The organism is Microbispora hainanensis, assembly GCF_036186745.1.
Classification (GTDB): domain Bacteria; phylum Actinomycetota; class Actinomycetes; order Streptosporangiales; family Streptosporangiaceae; genus Microbispora.
Genome location: NZ_CP108086.1, coordinates 461,444 through 480,354, shown reverse-complemented (window position 1 = coordinate 480,354; position 18,911 = coordinate 461,444). Strand labels below are relative to the sequence as shown.

Annotated in this window: 21 protein-coding genes; 10 read left to right on the top strand and 11 right to left on the bottom strand. The window is 70.9% G+C overall.

Features of this window, described 5'->3' with window-relative positions; all coding sequences use genetic code 11:
* Positions 1-105 precede the first annotated feature (105 nt).
* Positions 106-687, top strand: coding sequence for a TetR/AcrR family transcriptional regulator (locus OHB01_RS02150; RefSeq protein WP_261985792.1), 582 nt, complete (start codon positions 106-108; stop codon positions 685-687).
* A gap of 16 nt (positions 688-703) precedes the next feature.
* Here the strand turns inward: OHB01_RS02150 and OHB01_RS02145 are convergent, their stop codons facing one another.
* On the bottom strand, positions 704-907 hold the full coding sequence (locus tag OHB01_RS02145) for a hypothetical protein (protein WP_328854870.1): 204 nt from the start codon (positions 905-907) through the stop codon (positions 704-706).
* A gap of 421 nt (positions 908-1,328) precedes the next feature.
* Between OHB01_RS02145 and OHB01_RS02140 the strand changes: the two genes are divergently transcribed.
* Positions 1,329-2,711, top strand: coding sequence for a DUF2786 domain-containing protein (locus OHB01_RS02140; RefSeq protein ID WP_328709326.1), 1,383 nt, complete (start codon positions 1,329-1,331; stop codon positions 2,709-2,711).
* A 115-nt stretch (positions 2,712-2,826) separates the two neighbouring features.
* Here the strand turns inward: OHB01_RS02140 and OHB01_RS02135 are convergent, their stop codons facing one another.
* Together OHB01_RS02135 and OHB01_RS02130 are read right to left on the bottom strand one after the other, a co-directional pair.
* Complete coding sequence (locus tag OHB01_RS02135) at positions 2,827-3,351, bottom strand: DinB family protein (protein ID WP_142645960.1); 525 nt, start codon at positions 3,349-3,351, stop codon at positions 2,827-2,829.
* A 240-nt stretch (positions 3,352-3,591) separates the two neighbouring features.
* A complete protein-coding gene (locus OHB01_RS02130; protein ID WP_142645959.1) occupies positions 3,592-4,320 on the bottom strand; it encodes a GntR family transcriptional regulator in 729 nt (242 codons plus the stop codon).
* A gap of 141 nt (positions 4,321-4,461) precedes the next feature.
* Between OHB01_RS02130 and OHB01_RS02125 the strand changes: the two genes are divergently transcribed.
* Genes OHB01_RS02125 through OHB01_RS02105 form a run of 5 tightly spaced genes read left to right on the top strand, consistent with a single transcriptional unit; the run spans position 4,462 to position 10,246 of the window.
* Positions 4,462-5,721: an extracellular solute-binding protein gene (locus OHB01_RS02125; RefSeq protein ID WP_142645958.1), complete on the top strand. Its 1,260-nt coding sequence runs from the start codon at positions 4,462-4,464 to the stop codon at positions 5,719-5,721.
* A gap of 1 nt (position 5,722) precedes the next feature.
* The gene (locus OHB01_RS02120) at positions 5,723-6,670 is read left to right on the top strand and encodes a carbohydrate ABC transporter permease (protein WP_142645957.1); all 948 of its coding nucleotides are present in this window, start codon (positions 5,723-5,725) and stop codon (positions 6,668-6,670) included.
* A complete protein-coding gene (locus tag OHB01_RS02115) occupies positions 6,667-7,515 on the top strand; it encodes a carbohydrate ABC transporter permease (RefSeq protein WP_147943447.1) in 849 nt (282 codons plus the stop codon). The genes OHB01_RS02120 and OHB01_RS02115 overlap by 4 nt, the downstream gene beginning before the upstream one ends.
* 5 nt (positions 7,516-7,520) lie before the next feature.
* Entirely contained in the window at positions 7,521-8,792 is a 1,272-nt protein-coding gene (locus OHB01_RS02110) for a beta-N-acetylhexosaminidase (protein WP_142645955.1), read from the top strand.
* A gap of 35 nt (positions 8,793-8,827) precedes the next feature.
* Entirely contained in the window at positions 8,828-10,246 is a 1,419-nt protein-coding gene (locus OHB01_RS02105; RefSeq protein WP_328854869.1) for a cellulose binding domain-containing protein, read from the top strand.
* Between the two features lie 56 nt (positions 10,247-10,302).
* Here the strand turns inward: OHB01_RS02105 and OHB01_RS02100 are convergent, their stop codons facing one another.
* Complete coding sequence (locus OHB01_RS02100; protein WP_142645953.1) at positions 10,303-11,094, bottom strand: class II aldolase/adducin family protein; 792 nt, start codon at positions 11,092-11,094, stop codon at positions 10,303-10,305.
* 181 nt (positions 11,095-11,275) lie between these two features.
* Here OHB01_RS02100 and OHB01_RS02095 point away from each other — a divergent pair, with 181 nt between their 5' ends.
* The gene (locus OHB01_RS02095) at positions 11,276-11,929 is read left to right on the top strand and encodes an HAD family hydrolase (RefSeq protein WP_142645952.1); all 654 of its coding nucleotides are present in this window, start codon (positions 11,276-11,278) and stop codon (positions 11,927-11,929) included.
* A 4-nt stretch (positions 11,930-11,933) separates the two neighbouring features.
* On the opposite strand, the gene OHB01_RS02090 is transcribed toward OHB01_RS02095, so the two are convergent.
* Positions 11,934-12,335, bottom strand: a complete 402-nt coding sequence (locus OHB01_RS02090) for a LysR family transcriptional regulator (RefSeq protein ID WP_142645951.1) — start codon at positions 12,333-12,335, stop codon at positions 11,934-11,936.
* Between the two features lie 100 nt (positions 12,336-12,435).
* On the opposite strand from OHB01_RS02090, the gene OHB01_RS02085 reads away from it, so the two are divergent.
* On the top strand, positions 12,436-13,263 hold the full coding sequence (locus tag OHB01_RS02085; protein WP_142645950.1) for an oxidoreductase: 828 nt from the start codon (positions 12,436-12,438) through the stop codon (positions 13,261-13,263).
* A 25-nt stretch (positions 13,264-13,288) separates the two neighbouring features.
* Here OHB01_RS02085 and OHB01_RS02080 read toward each other — a convergent pair whose 3' ends face one another.
* From OHB01_RS02080 to OHB01_RS02060, 5 genes are all read right to left on the bottom strand, one after another.
* Positions 13,289-13,657, bottom strand: coding sequence for a YybH family protein (locus tag OHB01_RS02080; protein WP_142645949.1), 369 nt, complete (start codon positions 13,655-13,657; stop codon positions 13,289-13,291).
* Between the two features lie 36 nt (positions 13,658-13,693).
* The gene (locus OHB01_RS02075) at positions 13,694-14,407 is read right to left on the bottom strand and encodes an SDR family NAD(P)-dependent oxidoreductase (RefSeq protein WP_142645948.1); all 714 of its coding nucleotides are present in this window, start codon (positions 14,405-14,407) and stop codon (positions 13,694-13,696) included.
* Positions 14,408-14,554: 147 nt separating this feature from the next.
* Positions 14,555-15,487, bottom strand: coding sequence for a LysR family transcriptional regulator (locus tag OHB01_RS02070; RefSeq protein ID WP_185948929.1), 933 nt, complete (start codon positions 15,485-15,487; stop codon positions 14,555-14,557).
* A gap of 42 nt (positions 15,488-15,529) precedes the next feature.
* Positions 15,530-16,144 (bottom strand): TetR/AcrR family transcriptional regulator, encoded by a 615-nt coding sequence (locus tag OHB01_RS02065; protein WP_142645946.1) that lies wholly within the window; start codon positions 16,142-16,144, stop codon positions 15,530-15,532.
* A gap of 157 nt (positions 16,145-16,301) precedes the next feature.
* A complete protein-coding gene (locus tag OHB01_RS02060; RefSeq protein WP_142645945.1) occupies positions 16,302-17,642 on the bottom strand; it encodes a helix-turn-helix domain-containing protein in 1,341 nt (446 codons plus the stop codon).
* Positions 17,643-17,824: 182 nt separating this feature from the next.
* On the opposite strand from OHB01_RS02060, the gene OHB01_RS02055 reads away from it, so the two are divergent.
* Positions 17,825-18,049, top strand: a complete 225-nt coding sequence (locus tag OHB01_RS02055; RefSeq protein ID WP_142645944.1) for a hypothetical protein — start codon at positions 17,825-17,827, stop codon at positions 18,047-18,049.
* 256 nt (positions 18,050-18,305) lie between these two features.
* On the opposite strand, the gene OHB01_RS02050 is transcribed toward OHB01_RS02055, so the two are convergent.
* Positions 18,306-18,650: a hypothetical protein gene (locus OHB01_RS02050; protein WP_142645943.1), complete on the bottom strand. Its 345-nt coding sequence runs from the start codon at positions 18,648-18,650 to the stop codon at positions 18,306-18,308.
* Positions 18,651-18,911: the final 261 nt, after the last annotated feature.

Below are 18,911 nucleotides of genomic sequence, written 5' to 3'. Positions count from 1 at the left end.
TGGAAGCGTGCACACCCGGCGGGGACACAAGGGGAGCGAGGTGGGCCGTTGCGGCCAAGAGGGATGCCGAAACCGTTGGTTCCGTCAACTGTTATGCTCGGCGGCGTGACCGCAGAGCCGCAGCCCCGTCCGCATACCGGACGGCGACGCAATCCGGCCGTACGGCAGGCCATTCTCGATCGTGCGGCCGACCTGCTGGCCGACAACGACTACTCGGCGGTCTCGATCGACGTCATTGCGCAGGCCGCCGGGGTGAGCAAGCACACCATCTATCGGTGGTGGCCCTCCAAGGGCGCGGTGCTGCTGGAGGCGATGGCGGAGCGGGCCCGGCAACTGACGCCCGGCCTCGACACCGGTGTCTTCGCCGACGACCTGGAGACCTTTCTGGCCGCCACCTTCCGCACCGCCGTGAAGGTGAGCGGGCTGCTGCGCGGCATCATGGCCGAGGCGCAGCGCGACCCGGTGGCGGCCGAGGGGCTGCGCCAGTTCACCGCCGGGCGCAGGGACGAACTGCGCGCCCTGCTCGCCCGCGGGCTCCGGCAGGGCGATCTGCCCGCGGACAGCGATCTGGACCTGCTGGTCGATCAGCTCTTCGGCATGATGTGGTATCGCCTGCTGATCGGCCACGCGCCGCTGGACGACGCCGTCGCCGCCCGGCTGGCCCGTTCGGTGATCGCGCCGCGGTGAGCGGCGCGGGCGGGCGTCAGCGGGAGATCTCGTACCAGTGGTAGGGGATCGACCAGTCCCAGTGCTCGGTCTCCTCGGCCAGTTCCGGCGCCGGATCGGGGGTGTCGGGACCCCAGGTCAGCGCGTAGGCGAGGCCGAACTGGGCGACCCAGTAGCGCCCGAGCCGTACGAACCCCCGTCCGAGAGCGGAGAGCAATCGCTTCGCCAGCGAGAACAGCATCGGGCACCACTCCTCGCAGGATCGGGCGCGGCACTATGTGGCCCAGATCACTTTGCATCTGGAAATCAGGTTTATCTGGCTGGATCTTCCGTGTAAATGCCCAGAGCGGTATGTCACGCGCCGCAGTGGGATCGGGTCGTACGCGTGACCGCCCGGCGTGAGGCTGTCGCTCATGGCGCCTTAGGGGATCGGTGGAACCGCCCTGGTGTGGCGATCCCTTCGGTGAGCCCCTGGTCGGGGGCTTTCGGGAACGCTACGACTCCTCGGCGGCGTACGGCATGCCCGCGCACGTCACCGTCCTGTATCCGTTCCTTCCGTGGGAGCGTGCCGGTCGCTCCCGCATGCCTGTGGATAACGTCACGGCACTGGGGGTCGGGGCTGACAGAATCGCTCGCACGAGCGATCGGGGGAGGGCGAGCGGATGAGCGGCAGCCGCAGGGGAAGTGCCAGGGGGAGTGCCAGGGGCAGCGGCAGAGACAGTGGCAGTGGCGCGGAGCGGGAGGGCGCACGGCGGCGGTGGAGCCTCGGGCCGCCGGGCGGAGCCACCTGGAGTTTCCCCTGGTCGTCGGGCTCCCCGGGCCAGGCGGCGGAGGAGATGGTGGCCGGGCTGCTGTCCGCGGCGCTGGAGGCGCGGCGCCGTCACGACGAGATCGAGTTCCGGCGATGCGTGAAGATCCTCGCGCAGGGCCAGGGGCTGCGCGAGGCCGTGGACCGGGCTCTGCTCGACGCGCTGAACCGGCATGTGACGCTCGCCTGGCACGGTGGCTGGCAGCCCGCCGACCTCGTCCGGCTGGCGGGCCGGCGGCTGGAGGCCCGGCACGTCCGCCTCGTGACCGACGCCATCGCGGCCGAGATGCGCGCCTACGCCGCCGCGACCGTGGACGACCGCTGGCTCGACCAGCTCGACGCCATCGGCGCGACGGTGTGGTGGGGCCGCGACGAGGAGTATCTCCGTGACGACGGCGGCAGGACCGCGATGGTCGCCTGCGCGCTCCGGGTGATCCACCTGCTGGCCACGCTGCCGGCGCTGGAGCGGCTGTGCCCCGTGCCGGGAACGGCCCGCCGTACGCCCGGCGTCCGGGGCGGTGCCGTCGACGAACGGACGCTCGCCCGGGTTCGGGCCCTGCTGGCCAAGGCCGAGTCGACCGAGTTCGAGGCGGAGGCCGAGACGTTCACCGCCGCGGCGCAGGCGCTGATGGCCCGGCACAGCATCGACGCCGCGCTGCTCGCCGCGCAGACGCCCGGTCCGGGAGCAGCCGGTGGTCCGGAGGGGCGGCGGCTCGGAGTCGACGCGCCCTATGAGGGCCCGAAGGCGATGCTGCTGGACGTCATCGCCTCGGCCAACCACTGCCGCTCGGTGTGGAGCCGGCATTTCGGGTTCGCCACCGTGCTCGGGTTCCCCGCGGATCTGGCCGCCGTGGAGGTGCTGTTCACCTCGCTGCTGGTGCAGGCCACGACCGCGATGCGGCTGGCCGGATCCCGCCGGGACGGCCTGGGCCGTTCCCGCACGCGGTCGTTCCGGCAGTCGTTCCTCGCGGCGTACGCCCAGCGGATCGGCGAGCGGCTGCGGGAGGCGACGGGGGAGGCGGTGCGGGAGGCCGCCGCCGATGCGGGGCGCGACCTGCTGCCGGTGCTGGCGGCCAGGGAACAGGCCGTCGAGGCGAGGGTCGAGGAGCTCTTCCCGACGCTGACCCTGGTCGGCGCGGGTGCGGTCAGCAACCGCGAGGGCTGGATCTCCGGCCGGGCCGCCGCCGACCGGGCCGTCCTCGACGTACGCCGGAAGCTCGCGGAGGGAGGCCGTTGACCCGAAGCCGCACCTGAGAGACCCTGTGACCTCCCGGACCAGGCACGATGACGGCGCGTGCGTATCACCCGCGGCCTGCCTGCGCGGCACAACATCGCGGGGCGCGCCAGGATGGTCAGACGACGGATCCGGTGGCGCCGTCGGCGAGCTCTCTGAGGATGTCCGCGTGCCCGGCGTGCCGCGCGGTCTCCTCGATCATGTGGACGTAGATCCAGCGCAGCGAGAGCGCGGGGATCTGCTCGTGCGGCACCTCGTGATCGAGGGGGAACCGGGCGGCGATGCGCCGCGACTCCGCGCACGCCTGCTCGTAGGCCGTGATCAGGGATTCGATGGTGTCGTCGTCGCCGACCGCGAAGCTCCTGTCGGCGTCCTTCTCCGAGGGAGGCGCCATGGCCGGGTCCTGCGCCAGCACCCGCCCGAACCAGTTCCGCTCCACCACGGTCAGGTGCCTGATCAGCCCGGCCAGCGTCGTCGCCGACGGCACATGACGGCGGCGCACGTCCTGCTCGGACAGCCCTTGGGCCTTGCGGACGACCATCGCGCGAAGGAGGTCGAGAAAGGCCTCCAGCACCTGCCGCTCGTCGCCCGTGGCGGCCCGCACCACCGCCTGCGCCGGTTCGGTCGAAGGAAGAGTGGCCATGCCCCGGACCGTACGGAGCGCGGGGATCTCCCGGCAAGAACCCCTGCCCACGCTCTCAGCGAACCCGCATCCCGCGTGTCGAGCGAGTTCGTGTCCCCCGTCGCGAGTGAGCCTGCATCCCCGTGTCGAGCGGGCCCGCGTCTCGGCGTCACGCGAAGCCGCGTCCCGGCGTCATGCGAAGCCGCGTCCCGGCGTCATGCGAAGCCGCGTCCCGGCGTCATGCGAAGCCGCGTCCCCGCCTCAGCCGGAGGTGTCGTCGAAGTGCAGCTCGGAGGTGATGCGGTAGCGGTCGCCGCGATAGATGGACCGGGTGAACTCCACGACCCGGCCGTTGGCCTCGCGGGCCGTGCGTTCGATGAGCAGGGCCGGTGCGTGCTGGGGGACGCCGAGCAGTTCGGCCTCGGTCTCGTCGGTGACGGTCGGCTCGATGCTCTGGGTGGCGCGGCGGACGTCGATGCCGAACCTCGTGCGCAGGAACCGGTAGAACGATCCGGACACCATGTCGTCGGGCCGCAGCGACTCGACCAGGCGGTGCGGCAGGTGGATGCGCTCGATCGCCATCGGCTCGTCGTCCACCAGGCGGAGCCGTACGACGCGCAGGACCGGGTCGGCGGGGGAGACCTGCAGGCGGTGCGCGAGCCGGGCGGTGGCCGGGGCCGAGTCGAACTCCAGGATGCGGCTGAGCCAGTTCCCCTCGGCGGCGGGGGCATGGAAGGAGTCGTCGCCGGCCGCGAGGGGCTGGGTGACCTTCCGGCGGCCGGTGAACGTCCCCCGCCCGTGCTCCCGCACGAGCATGCCCTGCCGTACGAGCCCGTCGATCGCCGCGCGGAGGGTCGGGCGGGAGACGCCGAGCTCGCGCGACAGGTCGCGTTCCGAGGGGATGGCGGTGCCGGGCTCCTTGTCGGAGATCAGGTCGAGCAGGACATCTCTGACCCGGTCGCGTTTGAGGCCCGCTGGAAGTCTCTGCACGTCCCAGACCTTACCAGTAGTTGACCACTCCTCCCAGCGTCATGCCTGCGAATATCCCGATATTTCGCCCCTTGACAGCCCGACTGGTTAAGACCACTCTCCTCTCAACGGTTTACCAATAACTGACCAGTGGGAGGACCGATGAGGTACCGCCTCCTCGCCACGGCGGCCGCGTTCAGCCTCGCGCTCGCCGGATGCGGTTCGGCGTCCGAGCCAGGGACATCCGGAGAGACCGGCACGACCACGCTGACCGTGTGGTTCATGCGCGACAGCCTGTCGGACGCGATCGTGCAGCGGTTCACGGACGACTTCCAGCGGTCGCATCCCGGGATCGCCCTGAACGTCCAGATCCAGGAATGGGACGGCATCGGGCAGAAGGTCACCAGCGCGCTCGCCAGCAAGGACGCCCCCGACGTCATCGAGGTCGGCAACACCCAGGTCGCCGAGTACGCCGCGAGCGGCGGGGTCAGGGACCTCACCGCCAAGATCGCCGACCTGGGCGGCTCCGACTGGCTGCCCGGCCTGGCCGAGCCGGGGAAGATCGACGGCAGGCAGTACGGCATCCCCTGGTACGCCGCCAACCGGGTGGTCATCTACAACAAGGACCTGTTCGCCAAGGCCGGCGTCACGACCCCGCCGAAGACCCGCGACGAGTGGATCGACGTCACCACGAAGCTGAACAAGGGCGGCGTGCAGGGCATCTACCTGCCCGGCCAGAACTGGTACACCCTCGCCGGATTCGTCTGGGACGAGGGCGGCGACCTCGCCGTCAAGGACGGAACCGGCTGGAAGGGCGTGCTCGACACGCCGCAGGCGCTCGCCGGGATGGCGTTCTACCAGCGCCTCCAAGCGCTCGGCAAGGGCCCCAAGGACTCCGACGAGGCCAGGCCGCCGCAGGCCGACGTGTTCGGCAAGGGCGACATCGCGCAGATCATCTCCGCTCCCGGCGGCGCGGTCGCGATCGAGAAGGCCAACCCGGACCTCAAGGGCAGGCTCGGCTTCTTCCCGATCCCCGGCAAGACGGCGGACAAGCCGGGCGCCGTCTTCACCGGCGGATCCGACCTGATCATCCCCGAGGCGTCTGCCCACCCGGACGAGGCGTACGAGGTGGTCAAGGCCCTGGCCGGGGAGAAGTTCCAGCTCGACATGGCCAAGGAGATGAGCTATGTGCCCAACCGCACCTCGTACGCCGGGGTGCTGAGCGGCGACGAGGCCACGGCGGCGATGGCGGCGGGCGCCGCGGTCGGGCACGCCACGCCCAACTCGCCCAACTGGGCGGCGGTGGAGGCCAAGAACGTCATCAAGGAGTACATGACCAAGGTGCTCACCGGAGGCGACGCGGCCACCGAGGCGAAGGCGGCCTCCGAGGTGATCACCACGATCCTCAACACCGCGTCGTGACATGGCGCGCACCCTCGCCCGTACGGCGGCCCGTCCCGCTCCCCTGATCGGGGCGGGAACCCGCAGGAAGGGGACGTTCTGGCCCTACCTGCTGGTGGCCCCGGCCCTGGCCGGCTTCGCGTGCCTGCTCGTCTACCCGCTGGCCCGCAGCGTCGTGATCTCCTTCCAGCACTTCCGGCTGGGCGAGCTGATCAGGGGCGGAGCGGGCTTCGCCGGGCTCGCCAACTATGCCGAGGCTCTCGGCGGGCCGGAGTTCTGGGGGGTCGTGCGGCGCACGTTCCTGTGGACCGCCGCCAACGTCGTGCTCATCATGGTGATCTCCACGGCCGTCGCGCTGATGCTGCCGCGCCTCGGGCGGCGGATGCGGCTGGCGGTCATGAGCGGGATGGTGCTCACCTGGGCCACCCCGGTGCTCGCCGCGACCACGATCTTCCAGTGGCTGTTCCAGTCGCGCCTGGGGGTGGTCAACTGGCTGCTGGCCGGCCTCGGCTTCGACTCCTTCCGCGACTACACGTGGTTCGCCCATGGCGGTGCGACGTTCGCGATCCTTGTCGCGCTGGTCGTCTGGCAGTCGGTGCCGTTCGCGGCGCTCACCCTCTACGCGGGACTCACGACGATCCCCGGCGAGCTGTACGAGGCGGCCAGGATCGACGGGGCCGGGTCGTGGCAGGTCTTCGGCCGGGTCACGTTCCCGATCCTGCGCCCGCTGTTCGGCCTGATCACGTCGCTGGAGGTGATCTGGGTCTTCACCTGCTTCGCGCAGATCTGGGCGATCAGCAAGGGCGGCCCCGGAGGAGCGACGGCCACGCTGCCGGTCTACGCGTTCCAGATCGCGCAGTCGCTGCACCGGTACGACCTGGGGTCGGCCGTCTCCACGCTCACCGTGCTGATGCTGCTCGCGGTGCTGGTCGTCCACCTGCGCCGCATGTTCCGGGAGGAGAACGCATGAGGCGCGTGGCATTCAACCGGCCCGCGCTCAACAGGGTCGTGCTGAACACCGCCGCCCTGGGCGTGCTGGCGGTGTCGGTCTTCCCCGTCTACTGGATGGTGATCACCGCGTTCAAGCCGACGGTGGACATCCTCACCGAGACCCCGGCGTTCTGGCCCGCCCGGCCGACCCTCGACCACTTCGCCACGGCCGTGAACGCCGCCGGGTTCTGGACGTTCTGGCGCAACAGCCTGGCGGTCACCGTCAGCGCGGTGCTGCTCGCGCTGGCCGTGGCGCTGCCGTCCGCGTTCGCCGTGGCCCGGCTGCGCTGGTCCGGGCGGCGCGGGTTCATCCTGATGGTCTTCGTCGCCCAGACCGCGCCCTGGTCGGCGCTGCTCGTGCCGGTCTACATCATCGCCCGCGACGCGGACATGCTCGACCGGCTGCCGACGCTGACGCTCGTCTACTTCGTCACGACGCTGCCGTTCACGATCGTGACGCTGCGCGGCTTCATTGCGGGGGTCCCGCGCGAGCTGGAGGAGGCCGCGCTGATGGACGGGTGCGGCCGGGCCGAGGCGTTCCGCCGGGTGGTGCTGCCGCTGCTCGCGCCGGGCCTGATGTCCACGTCGCTGTTCGGCTTCATCACCGCCTGGAACGAGTTCGCCTTCGCCAACGCCCTCATGATCAAGGACCAGGGCGACCGTACGCTGCCGATCTGGCTGTCCGGGTTCAGCAACGTCTTCGGCACCGACTGGGGCGCCACCATGGCCGCCGCCACGCTGTTCATGCTTCCCGTCCTGCTCGTCTTCCTCGTGCTCCAGCGCCGCGTGTCCGCCGGGATGATCGCGGGCGCGGTGAAGGGATGACCCAGATGATGATTCCGCGGCCCCGCGAGGTGGCCGTGCTCGGGGGAACCGTCATGCTCCACGACGGCCTCGTACGGCACGCGCCCGACGATCCCCGGCTCGGCGAGGAGGGATACCGGATCGACGTCACCCCCGGCGGCGCGGAGCTCGCCGCCGGGGGACCGGCCGGCCGTTTCTACGGCCTGCGCACCCTGGCGGCGCTCGGCCCCGAGGCGCCGCTGTGCCGGATAACCGACCGGCCCGCGCACTCCTGGCGCGGGGTGATGCTCGACGTCGCCCGGCACTTCATGCCGAAGGACTTCGTGCTGCGCCTGATCGACCTGCTCGCGGTGCACCGGCTCAACCGGCTGCACCTGCACCTCACCGACGACCAGGGCTGGCGGCTGCAGATCAAGCGTTATCCCCGGCTCACCGAGATCAGCGGGGAGCACTACACCCAGGAGGACATCCGCGAGATCGTGTCGTACGCCGCCGACCGGTTCGTCACGATCGTGCCCGAGATCGAGATGCCGGGGCACGCCCAGGCGGCCATCGCCGCCTACCCCTGGCTCGGCAACCAGCCGTCGCGCCGCCTGCCGGTGCGGGACTCGTGGGGGATCAGCCCCCACGTGTTCAACCTGGAGGAGGCCGCCATCGGCTTCTGCCGCGACGTGCTCGACGAGGTCATGGACCTGTTCCCCGGCGAGTACGTCCACCTCGGCGGCGACGAGTGCCCGCCGGACGAGTGGGCGCGCAGCGAGGCGGCGCTGCGGCGGATCGCCGAGCTCGGGCTGCCGGGCCCGGACGCGGCGCGGGCGTGGTTCACCGCCACCGTCGGCGCCCACGTGGCCTCCCGCGGCCGGCGCCCGATCCACTGGTACGACGGTCCCGGTGGGGCACGCGACGTGACCGCGATGACCTGGCTCGACCACGAGAGCGGCCCGCGGGCGGCGCTCGAAGGGTTCGACGTCGTGCTCGCCCCGCACACCAGCACCTACTTCGACTATCCCGCCGACGCCCCCGGCCCGCACGGGCACATGCTCTCCCTCTCCGACGTGTACGGCTACGCGCCGCCCGCGGCCCCGGAGGGCGCCACCGGCCGGATCCTCGGCGTGCAGTGCCAGCTCTGGACCGAATACATGCCCACGCCCGAGCACGTCGAGGCGATGGCCTTCCCCCGGCTGTGCGCCTTCGCCGAGGTGGCGTGGGGCACGGCGGGGGACTACCGCGATTTCCTGCACAGGCTCACCCCCCACCTGGAGTCCCTGGGCGTCCGGCCGGGGCCGGTCATCCCCTGACTCCGCACCCCACCCCCCACGAAAGGAAGACTGCGGTGTCACGAAAGCTCTTATGGGGCGGTCTCGCGGCCGTCCTGCTGGCCGCGCTGGTCGTGGCCCTGCCCGCCGAGGCGGCCCAGTCGCTGCGGCTGCGCTACAAGACCAGCGCCACCGGCGCCACCGCCGACCAGGCGGAGCCGTGGTTCGATCTGGTCAACAGCGGGACCACGGCGGTGCCGCTGAACACCGTGAAGATCCGCTACTACTTCACCGCCGACTCGCCCACCCAGCAGTACCGTTTCGCCTGCTCGTGGGCGGTCGTCTCCTGCTCGACCGTCACCGGAACCTTTCAGACGATCTCGGGCACGGCCGCGGCCGACCGCTACCTTGAGGTCGGCTTCACCTCCGGCAGCCTGGCGGCCGGCGCATCGACCGGCGACATGCAGCTGCGGTTCTACCGGGCCGACTGGCAGACGATCCGGCAGAGCGACGACTACTCCTTCGGCCCCGCGCGCACGACGTACGGCGACTGGGACAAGGTCACGGTCTACCAGGGCGGCACGCTGGTCTGGGGCACCCCGCCCGCGGGCGTGACCGACCCCTCGCCGTCCCCGTCGCCCACCGCCTCGCCTTCCACCTCGCCGTCGCCGGGCGGACCGGGCGGCGGCAGCGGGGTCGTCTTCGACGACTTCGCCTACGCCTCCTCGTCCGATCCGCAGATCACCGCGCACCACTGGACCGTACGGACCAACAGCGGCGGCCCCGGCGTCCCCGGGGCGAGCTGGCCGGCGTCCAACGTGAGCTTCCCGGTCGTCACCGGGAGCAACCGGGCGCTGCAACTGCGGGCGGCCACCGACGGCACCGCCGGGGGCACCTCGCAGGCCGAGTTCCTGCACCAGCGCAAGTTCTTCGAGGGCACGTACGCCGCGCGGGTGAAGTTCGCCGACGCCCCCGACAGCGGCCCCGACGGCGACAACATCGTGGAGACGTTCTTCACCATCACGCCCCTGGCGTACGACCTCGACCCGGACTACAGCGAGCAGGACTTCGAGTATCTGCCGAACGGCGGCTGGGGCGCGCAGGGCCCGATCATGTACACGACCACCTGGGAGACCTACCGCAACGAGCCCTGGCTCGCGGTCAACACGCACACCGAGCGTACGGCGAGCTACGCCGGCTGGCACGACCTCGTGCTGCAGGTCTCCGGCGGCACGGTCCGCTACTACATCGACGGCACGCTGTTCGCCGAGCACGGCGGCGACTACTACCCCGAGACGCCGCAGTCGGTGAACTTCAACCTCTGGTTCATCGGCGGCGGGCTGCTGGGCAGCGCCACCCCGCGCGTCTACACCCAGCAGGTCGACTGGTTCTACTTCAGCAAGAACGAGGTCGTGGCCCCGGCCGACGTCACCTCCAGGGTGAACGCCTTCCGGAGCGCCGGCACCACGTGGCAGGACACCGTGCCGATGCCATGAAAACCCTGGCCCGGGTCCTGGCGGCGGCCGGGGCCCGGGCCGTGCAGCCGGGCAGGTCAGTCGAGCAGGTCGGGGTCGGAGGCGAGGATCTGGTCGAGCAGGGGCTGGAAGTTGATCCAGCCGACGAGGTCGTTGCCGATCTGGCCGTGGGTGAGCTTGGCGTTCTCGTGCGTGATGGGCACCGTCGGCCCGGCGGCCTTGGCCGCGAGCTGCGCCTGGCAGCTGCGTTCCATGGTGATGAACCACCAGGCCGCCGCCTCCACGCTGTCGCCCACGGTCAGCAGCCCGTGGTTGCGCAGGATCACCGCCTTGTGCGAGCCCAGTGCCTGCGCGATGCGGCGGCCCTCCTCGGTCTCCACGACCACCCCGGTGTAGTCGTCGAACAGGGCGTGGTCCTCGTAGAACGCGCACGCGTCCTGCGTCAGCGGTTCGAGCAGCGTGCCCAGCGCCGACAGGGCCTTGCCATAGACGGAGTGGGAGTGGGCGGCCGCGACCACGTCGGGCCTGGCCTGGTGGACCATCGAGTGGATGGCGAACGCCGCCTGGTTGACGTGATAGCGGCCCTCCACCACCTGGCCCTCGTGGTTGACCAGGATCAGGTCGCTGACCTTGATCTGCTTGAACGACATGCCGAACGGGTTCACCCAGAAGTGGTCGGTGTGCTCCGGGTCCCGGGCCGTGATGTGACCGGCCACCCCCTCCTCGAACCCGAACCTCCCGAACAGGCGCAGCGCCGCCGCGAGCCGCTCCTTGCGGTGCCGCCGCTCCTCCTCCACGGTCTCGAACGTCGGCGGCATCCGGAAGGCGAGCTGGTCGGCGGGCACGGGCTGCAGGTCGGACAGGCTCATCGCGGCTCCCAGGGCTGGTGAGGCTTCACCCGTCCAGCGTGTCCTTCGCCGCCGCCTCCTGTCCATGCCGGAACCGAATCATCTTCGGTGCCTCGGAAAGACTTCGGTCCTACCGAACCGGGCAGTGGAGACGGACCGAATCCGCGTAAGGTGCATGCAGCGCGAGCGACAGGAGGTACCGATGCGGTTGGAAGCGGTCTTCTTCGACGTCGGAGAGACCCTGGTGGACGAATCCCGCGAATACGGCACCTGGGCCGACTGGCTGGGCGTTCCGCGGCACACCTTCTCCGCCGTGTTCGGGGCCGTGATCGCACGCGGCGGCGACTACCGGGAGACCTTCCAGTATTTCCGGCCCGGGTTCGACCTCCACGTCGAACGGGAGCGCCGGGCCGCGGCGGGCCAGGCCGAGACGTTCGGCGAGGAGAACCTCTACCCCGACGCCCGCCCCTGCATGGCCGAGTTACGGGAGATGGGGCTGCGCGTCGGCCTCGCCGGCAACCAGACCTCCCGCGCCGAGACCATCCTGCGCGCTCTCGACCTGCCCGTCGACGTGATCGGCACCTCCGACGGCTGGGGGGTGGAGAAACCGGACGCGTCCTTCTTCGACCGCGTGGTGACGGAGGCCGGCTGCCCGGCGGAGTCCGTCCTCTACGTGGGCGACCGCCTCGACAACGACATCCGGCCCGCCCAGAAGGCCGGGCTGCGCACCGCCCTCGTACGGCGGGGGCCCTGGGGCCACATCCTCCGCGACGAGCCGGTGGAACGGGCGTGCCTGTTCCACGTCGACTCGCTGGCCGAGCTGCCCGCCCTGATCCGCAAGCACAACGGCGACTGATCGCTCACCCGGCCTCGGTGAGGTCGACCGAGGCGGCCAGGTCCGCCGCCACGCCGAGCAGGTTCCGTACGGCCTGGCGGTCGCGGGCGGGGTGCGCGGTCGAGATGAGTAAGGCCACCCGGAGCCTGCCGATCTCGCCGCGCACCGCCCTGCGGGTGGTCTCCAGGGCCGCGTCCGCGTGCGTGAGAACGGCCCGCGCCTCGGGCAGGAACATACGGCCGACCTCGGTCAGACGCGTGCCCCGGGTGTCGCGGTCGAACAGCCGCCCGCCGAGGGCGTGTTCGAGCGCCGCGATCTGCTGCGACAGCGACTGCTGGGCGATGTGCAGCTCCCGCGCGGCGACGGTGAAGCTCAGATGCTCGGCCACGGCGACGAAATACCGCAGATGGCGCAGCTCGGGGGTCACAGGCTCTGACTGTAACCCCCGCAGGGAACGTGTGTTGGCCGTGCGGGGCTCGCTCCGGGGAGAGTGGTCGCACTGATCACGAGAACGAGGAGTGGGGATCATGACAGGACGGGTGTGGTTGATCACCGGATGCTCGGCGGGCTTCGGCCGGGAGTTGGCCGAGGCCGCGCTGGCGGCGGGAGACCGGGTGATGGCGACCGCGCGACGGCCCGAGACGCTGGCGGACCTGGTCGAAGCCGGTGGCGATCGGGTGCGCGCGGCGCGGCTGGACGTCACCGACGCCGCGTCGATCGACGCCGCGGTGGCCGGGACCCTGTCGGCCTTCGGCCGGATCGACGTCGTGGTGAACAACGCCGGCTACGGGTCCGTGGGGGCCGTCGAAGAGATCGACATGGCCGACCTGCGTGCGCTGATGGAGGTCATGTTCTTCGGGGCGGTGGCCGTGACCAAGGCCGTCCTGCCGCATCTGCGCCGGCAGGGGAGCGGGACGATCGTGCAGATGAGCTCGATGGGCGGGCAGCTCAGCATGCCGGGGTTCGGCGCCTACTGCGCCGCCAAGTTCGCCCTGGAGGGATTGTCGGAGGCGCTCGCCGCCGAGGTCGCGCCCTTCGGCGTACGGGTGCTGATCGTGGAGCCGGGGGTGTTCCGCACCGAGTTCGGCGGCCACCGCATGCACCGCTCGGAGCCCATCGACGCCTACGAGATGTCGGCGGGCGCGACCCGGGCGTTCGTGGACCGGATGGACGGCACCCAGCCCGGAGACCCGGCCAAGGCGGCGCAGGCGATCCTCCAGGTCGTCGACCACGCCGACCCTCCGCTGCGGCTCGCCCTGGGCGACGACGCGGTGGACGCCATCCGCGCCCACCACGAGTCGCTCCGCGCCGACCTGGACCAATGGGAGAAGCTCAGCCGGGCCACGAGCCTCTAGAGCCGCCCATCCGGGCCTCGGAGACTCACAGGCGGGAGACCTGGTAGTGGCCGATGCGCCAGCCCTCCTCCGTCCGCTTCACCAGCACGCTGAGATAGACGTGCAGGGCGGGACGGTCGGTGAAGGAGAAGTCGACGGCCAGGTAGCCGAGGACGAGGCCGTCGGCGGGGGCCGTGGTCTCCAGGATGCGGTACGCCGCCGTCAGCCCGGGCGGCTGGGAGTCGTAGTAGGCGGCGATCCCCGGCCTCCCGACGGTGTAGGGGCGCAGCCCCTGGAAGATCGCGTCCTCCGTGAACAGGGCGGCGACCCGCTGCGGTTCGTGGGCGCCGACGCCGGCTCTCCACTGGTCGAGGACGTCCCTGAGGATCGTTTCCCTGTCGATGTCGCTGGTCATCAGAGGTCTCCTGTCGGTGAGGCCGGGGATCGCGGATCAGTGGCCGGCGCTCATACCGCCGTCGACGTGGAGGATCTCGCCGGTCACGAAGGGGGCGGTCTCCAGGTAGACGACCGCGTCCGCGACGTCGCCCGGCTCGCCCATCCGGCCCACCGGCTGCAGCGCCGCGAGGGCCTGGTGGGTCTCCTCCGGGTGCATGGGGGTCTTGATGGAGCCCGGCGAGACGGCGTTGACGCGGATGCCGCGCGTGGCGTACTCGATGGCGAGCGACTTGGTCGCGGACTGCAGGCCGCCCTTGGTCAGCGAGGCCAGCACGGACGGCACCCGGGAGTCGGCGTTGTCGACCAGGCTGGTGGTGATGGTGACGACGTGGCCGCCACCCTGGGTCAGCATGCGCGCGATGGCGAGCTGGGTGATGTGGAAGAAGCCGTCGAGGTTCACCCTGGTCACCGCGCTGTAGTCGTCGGCGGTGTAGTCGGTGAACGGCTTGGCGACGAAGATGCCCGCGTTGTTGACCAGGGTGTCCACCCGGCCGAACCGCTCGACTGCCGTGGCGATGGCGCGTTCGGCGGTGGCGAGGTCGGCGACGTCGCCCTGGACGGCGATGACGCCGGGGTCGTCGGAGGGCGAGATCGTGCGTGAGACGGCGACGACGGCGTAGCCCAGCTTGCGGTAGGCCGTGACCAGTGCGGCGCCGATGCCCTGCGACGCGCCGGTGACGAGGGCGACCTTCTGCTGCGGAATGCTCATGATGATCCTTCTCCAGATGGACCGGCCGGTTACTAGTCAACCGGTCGTCTATTCACACCGTGAACGTAGGCCGCTGGAGAGGCGAAGTCAAAGCATCATGAGGTCTCAGCCGGAACCGGAATGCTCCCATCTGATAGGCACAGACTCCTAAAGCTCCGCGAGCCTGGCCTGGCGACGGTGCGGATCGTCCTTGGGCAGCCAGGCGTCCGGGCCGTCGATCCCGAAGTGGCCGTCGGCGCGGAGCGCCTCCACGACGGCGAGCACCGAGCCGCGTACCTCGGTGCGGCGCCACACCACCGACCAGGTCCAGTAGATCTCCGGCGCGACGACCGGGCGCCGTACGAGGTCCGGCGGCAACGGAGTGGTCTGGCCCTTGGGCGAGTTGACGATCGGACGGCGGCAGCGGCGCACGTGATCGAAGAACCCCGGGCCGGTGATGCCGCCGTCGGAGATGCGGACCGCGGTGGCCCCGGTCTCGCCGGCCAGCTCCTCGGCGTACGCGTTCCAGGACGACCAGGAGGTGGTGTCGGCGTCGAGCAGGATGCCGGTCTCGCGGGCGGGGACCTCGGTGGTGTCCCCGCCGGTGGCCACGGCGTAGAGGCGGTCGGCGCCGATGAGCTGAGCGTGCAGGCCGTGCCGTTCCAGATCGCCGGTGCGCAGCCAGCAGATCGCGAGGTCCAGGCCGCCTTCGGCGACCCTGGCGGCCTGGGTGTGCGAGGGCGCGACCCAGGCGTCGACGTGGACCTGCGCCGCCGCTGCCGTACGCGCGGTCAGGTCAGGGGGCAGCCAGTTGACGTAGCCGAGCCGCACCGGTTCCGATCCGGCCAGCCGGCGGGCCCGGTGCCGGAAGTCGTCGGCGCGCTCCAGCAGGGCCCGGGCGTCGGACAGCAGGGCGAAACCGGCGGGGGTGAGGGACACCGAGCGGCGATCCCGGTCGAACAGGCGCACGCCCAGGTCGCGCTCCAGCGCCTTGATCTGCTGGGACAGGGAAGGGCCGGCGATGAGCAGGCGCCTGGCGGCTCTGCCGAAGTTCAGCTCCTCGGCGACCGCGACGAAATACCGCAACTGGCGCAGCTCCATGCTTGCCATGCTAGAGAGCGCCTACTACTGGACGGGCGGGGGTCAGAGACCGTGGGCCATCTCGGCGCGGGCGCCGAGCAGCGCCAGGCAGTTGGCCCACAGGGGACCGAGCCGCTGCGTGTCGTTGTAGAGCTTGGCGAACAGAACGTGCCCCTCCAACTGGGCCACCACCGACCGCGCGGCCTCCCGGGTGTCGGCCACGGCGACATCCCCACGAGCCTTGGCCTCGACGACGACCGCCTCGATCATGTCGACCTGCGCCTCGAAGATCTCCTGCAGCCGTCCGCGGATGGCTTCGGTCTGGTTGCTCATCTCCAGCGTGAGATTGCCGAACATGCAGCCCGAGACGGTGCCGCAGTTCTGCTGCCCGGCACGTTGGACGGCCTGGGTCGCCTCGAACAGCCGGCGCAGACGTGCCAGCGGCTCCCCCTCGCCGGACAGGATCCGCCTCCAGTCCCGCTCCTGGTCGGCCCAGTGCTCGTCGATGACCGCCAGAGCGAGGGCTTCCTTGGTCTCGAAGAAGTAGTAGAAGCTGCCCTTGGGCACACCGGCCGCCTTGCAGATCTCCGCCACCCCCAGGGCGGAGTAACCACGCAGCTCGATGAGCGTCCGGGCGGCGCCGAGGATCTTCTCCTTGGCATCGCTGGTCCGTCCCATGCGGTCAGTATACGACCGGTCATATAAAATGCTCCGATTGGCCGACGGCCGCGTGACGGGGGCGTGTGAGGGGGCCGGACGAGGGGGCGCGTGAGGGGGCCGGATGATAGGGCGCGTGAGGGGGTCGTGTGAGGGGGCCGGGTGAGGAGGGCCGTCGTCACATCGTAAGTTCGGGGTGCCGCGACCGGCCGAGGTCGGTCAGCCGTTCGTCCAGCGCCCGCGTCTGGGCGGCGGGCGGCAGGACCTGCAGCACGCGGCGGACCCGGTCATGCCCGATCGCGTACCACTGGTCGTCCAGCGCGTCGACCGCCTGCCTGAGATGTTCGGCGGCCTGGTCGCCGTCGGTGGGGGCGTGGGCGGCGGCGAGGTCGGCGAGCAGCACCGAGCGCTGCTTGCCGCCGTTCGGGCCCAGGTCGTCGAGCGCCTTGCGCAGCCTGCGGGCCGCCTCCTCGTGGTGGCCCGCCGTCAGCGCGCTGTAGCCGGCGAACCCGTCGAGCCTCGCCCGCTCGAAGAAGTCCAGCCACTTGGGGTCGTCGCCGCCCGCGTCCACCATCTGGTCGGCGCGGTCGATGTGGCGCATGCACTCCTTCGGCTCGCCGCAGCGGGCCGAGATCTCCGACGCCACGCAGTGCAGCCACGCCCGGGTGAGCGGGCCGACGCCGTGCCAGGCGTGCGCGAACGCCGCGTCCAGCAGGCCCAGGGCGTCCGTACGGTTGCCCGCGAACCCCGGCACGAACGCCGCGTGGGCGAGCACGGCGGCGGCGAGCGGATGGTCGCCGCACTCCCGGGTGGCCGACAGGGCCATCCGGTACAGCCGCGCAGCGGTGGGGCCGTCATCGAGGTCGAAGAAGGCGACCCTGCCCGACAGCAGGGCCGAACGCGCGGCGGCCTCGGCCAGCGTCTGCCTGACCGCTCCCTCCGGCGCCGAACGCAGCAGGCTCATGCCGAGCCGGGTGTGCGCGACCGACGCCTGGAAGATGTCGTCCGGCGGCGAGGTCCAATAGAGGGCGGCCTGCTTGTCGACGACCCGGGCGAACGCCTCGGCCGACTCGGCGTCGACTCCGCGTCCTCGTTCCACCGCCGCGGGAAGACGTTCGCCGCCCTCGCCGAGGAGCGGAGCGAGCACGCCCGCGCCGAAGATCCCCCGCAGGAACGTGGAGCGGTCGATGCCTTCTGCGACGATCATGCTCAGCAGCCTCCGTATCTCGTCCACCACCTCCGTGACCGGCCGCATGGCCATCTCGTCGGGGGTGAGCAGTCCCAGCTCGCTCGCGGGCTTGTCGAAAATCGTCACGAGGTGCTTGCGGTAACGCGGATCCGGCCACCGCTCGCCGGTCTCCCACCGTCGCACCGTGTTGGCCGTCAGGCCGGTGTCCTTCTCGTCGCATGACCGCATGGACGCGCGGATGCGCTCGCACAGCTCCTCGTAGGACCACCCGCGCTGCAGGCGTTCCCACGCGAGCCGGCGGTTCGGCGGATGGCGGTGGTTGGCCGGCATGTCGCACCCCTCCTCGCACGACCGCAAGCACGCTGTGTCAGCGTGACACGCCGACACTACGGGAGATTCCGTGTTCGCGCGGCTACTGGCTGTGATTGGACGTCCTCTGGCTGATACTCCAACCGCTCTAAAAGCGCTTAGCTTGGCCCACTTCCGCGAGCAGCCGCTTGGAGATGGGTGACATGACCACGTTGGAGGACATCGCACGGGTCCATACCGGCTGGATCATCTGGCGGTCGGACATCGGCCGCTGGTGGGCGACCAGGCGCGGCGCGGTGGACCTCGAAGCGATCCGCATGGGATGCGCGATGACGCTCGACGCCGACGATCCCGAGGCCCTCGCCGCCGCTCTGGACGCACAGGCCGAGCTGATCGCCGCGCTCGCCGCCGACCCCGCCGCCGGGTGACCGGGACCCTCCGGTACGGTCAGCCGCCGTGCCGGAGACGGTCCCTGATGTAGTGGACGACGTGAACCGCGCAGGCGCCGTTGTCGGCGCCTGCGCGATCGGTGACAGTGAACTCGGCCGGCGACGCGCATGACGACCCGCCTCAGGTGCACCGGCGTTCGTGCCCCTTCGTGCCCGGCCGGTAATCGTCCGACTCCCGGAACTTGATCTGGAACAGATCCATCCGCGCGCACCCTCCGCTGTTCAGACGAGGAGATCAGGCCAGCAAATCAGGCCGCAGTACCTCCGCCTGGAGGACGCGCTCGATCTCCTTCTCGTCCGCATTGTGTCCCGTCTGCCGCCGCAGCTCCTTCCGTACGGCGTCGAGGATCACCGGAGTGAGGAGGACCCGTACGAGGGATTTCGGGGCCGTCGCTGCGCGGGCCTTCCACAGGTCGTCTATCAGGCGGCGCTTGAACGCCTCCTTGCTGAGGTAGAAGAGCGCGTCGGCCTTCCCGGTCAGCCCACCATCGTCCAGGAGATCGACCTGCAGCGCCAGGTCGATGACGGCGATGCCTGCTATGTCGCTCGATTGGCGCTTTATTGGGAAATGTCTCCACAAAAAGGAGGGTGCGGGCTGCCCCCTCGGCGCCAGTGCCGGTGCTCTGGGCGGGTGGGAGTCCTCGGGTCGACGGCCGGGCTGCGTGTGCCGGTCTGGTAAGGAGTTCCCGCTTCCCTTGCGAAAGGCGGTGGGGGAGCGATGGCGCGGGGACGGGCGGACAGGGACCTGGTCGGGCTGACGGTGCTCGCCCTGCTGTCGGTACGGCCCGCACCCCTATGAGCTGCATCGATTCGTCATCGACACGCACAGGGACTACATCGG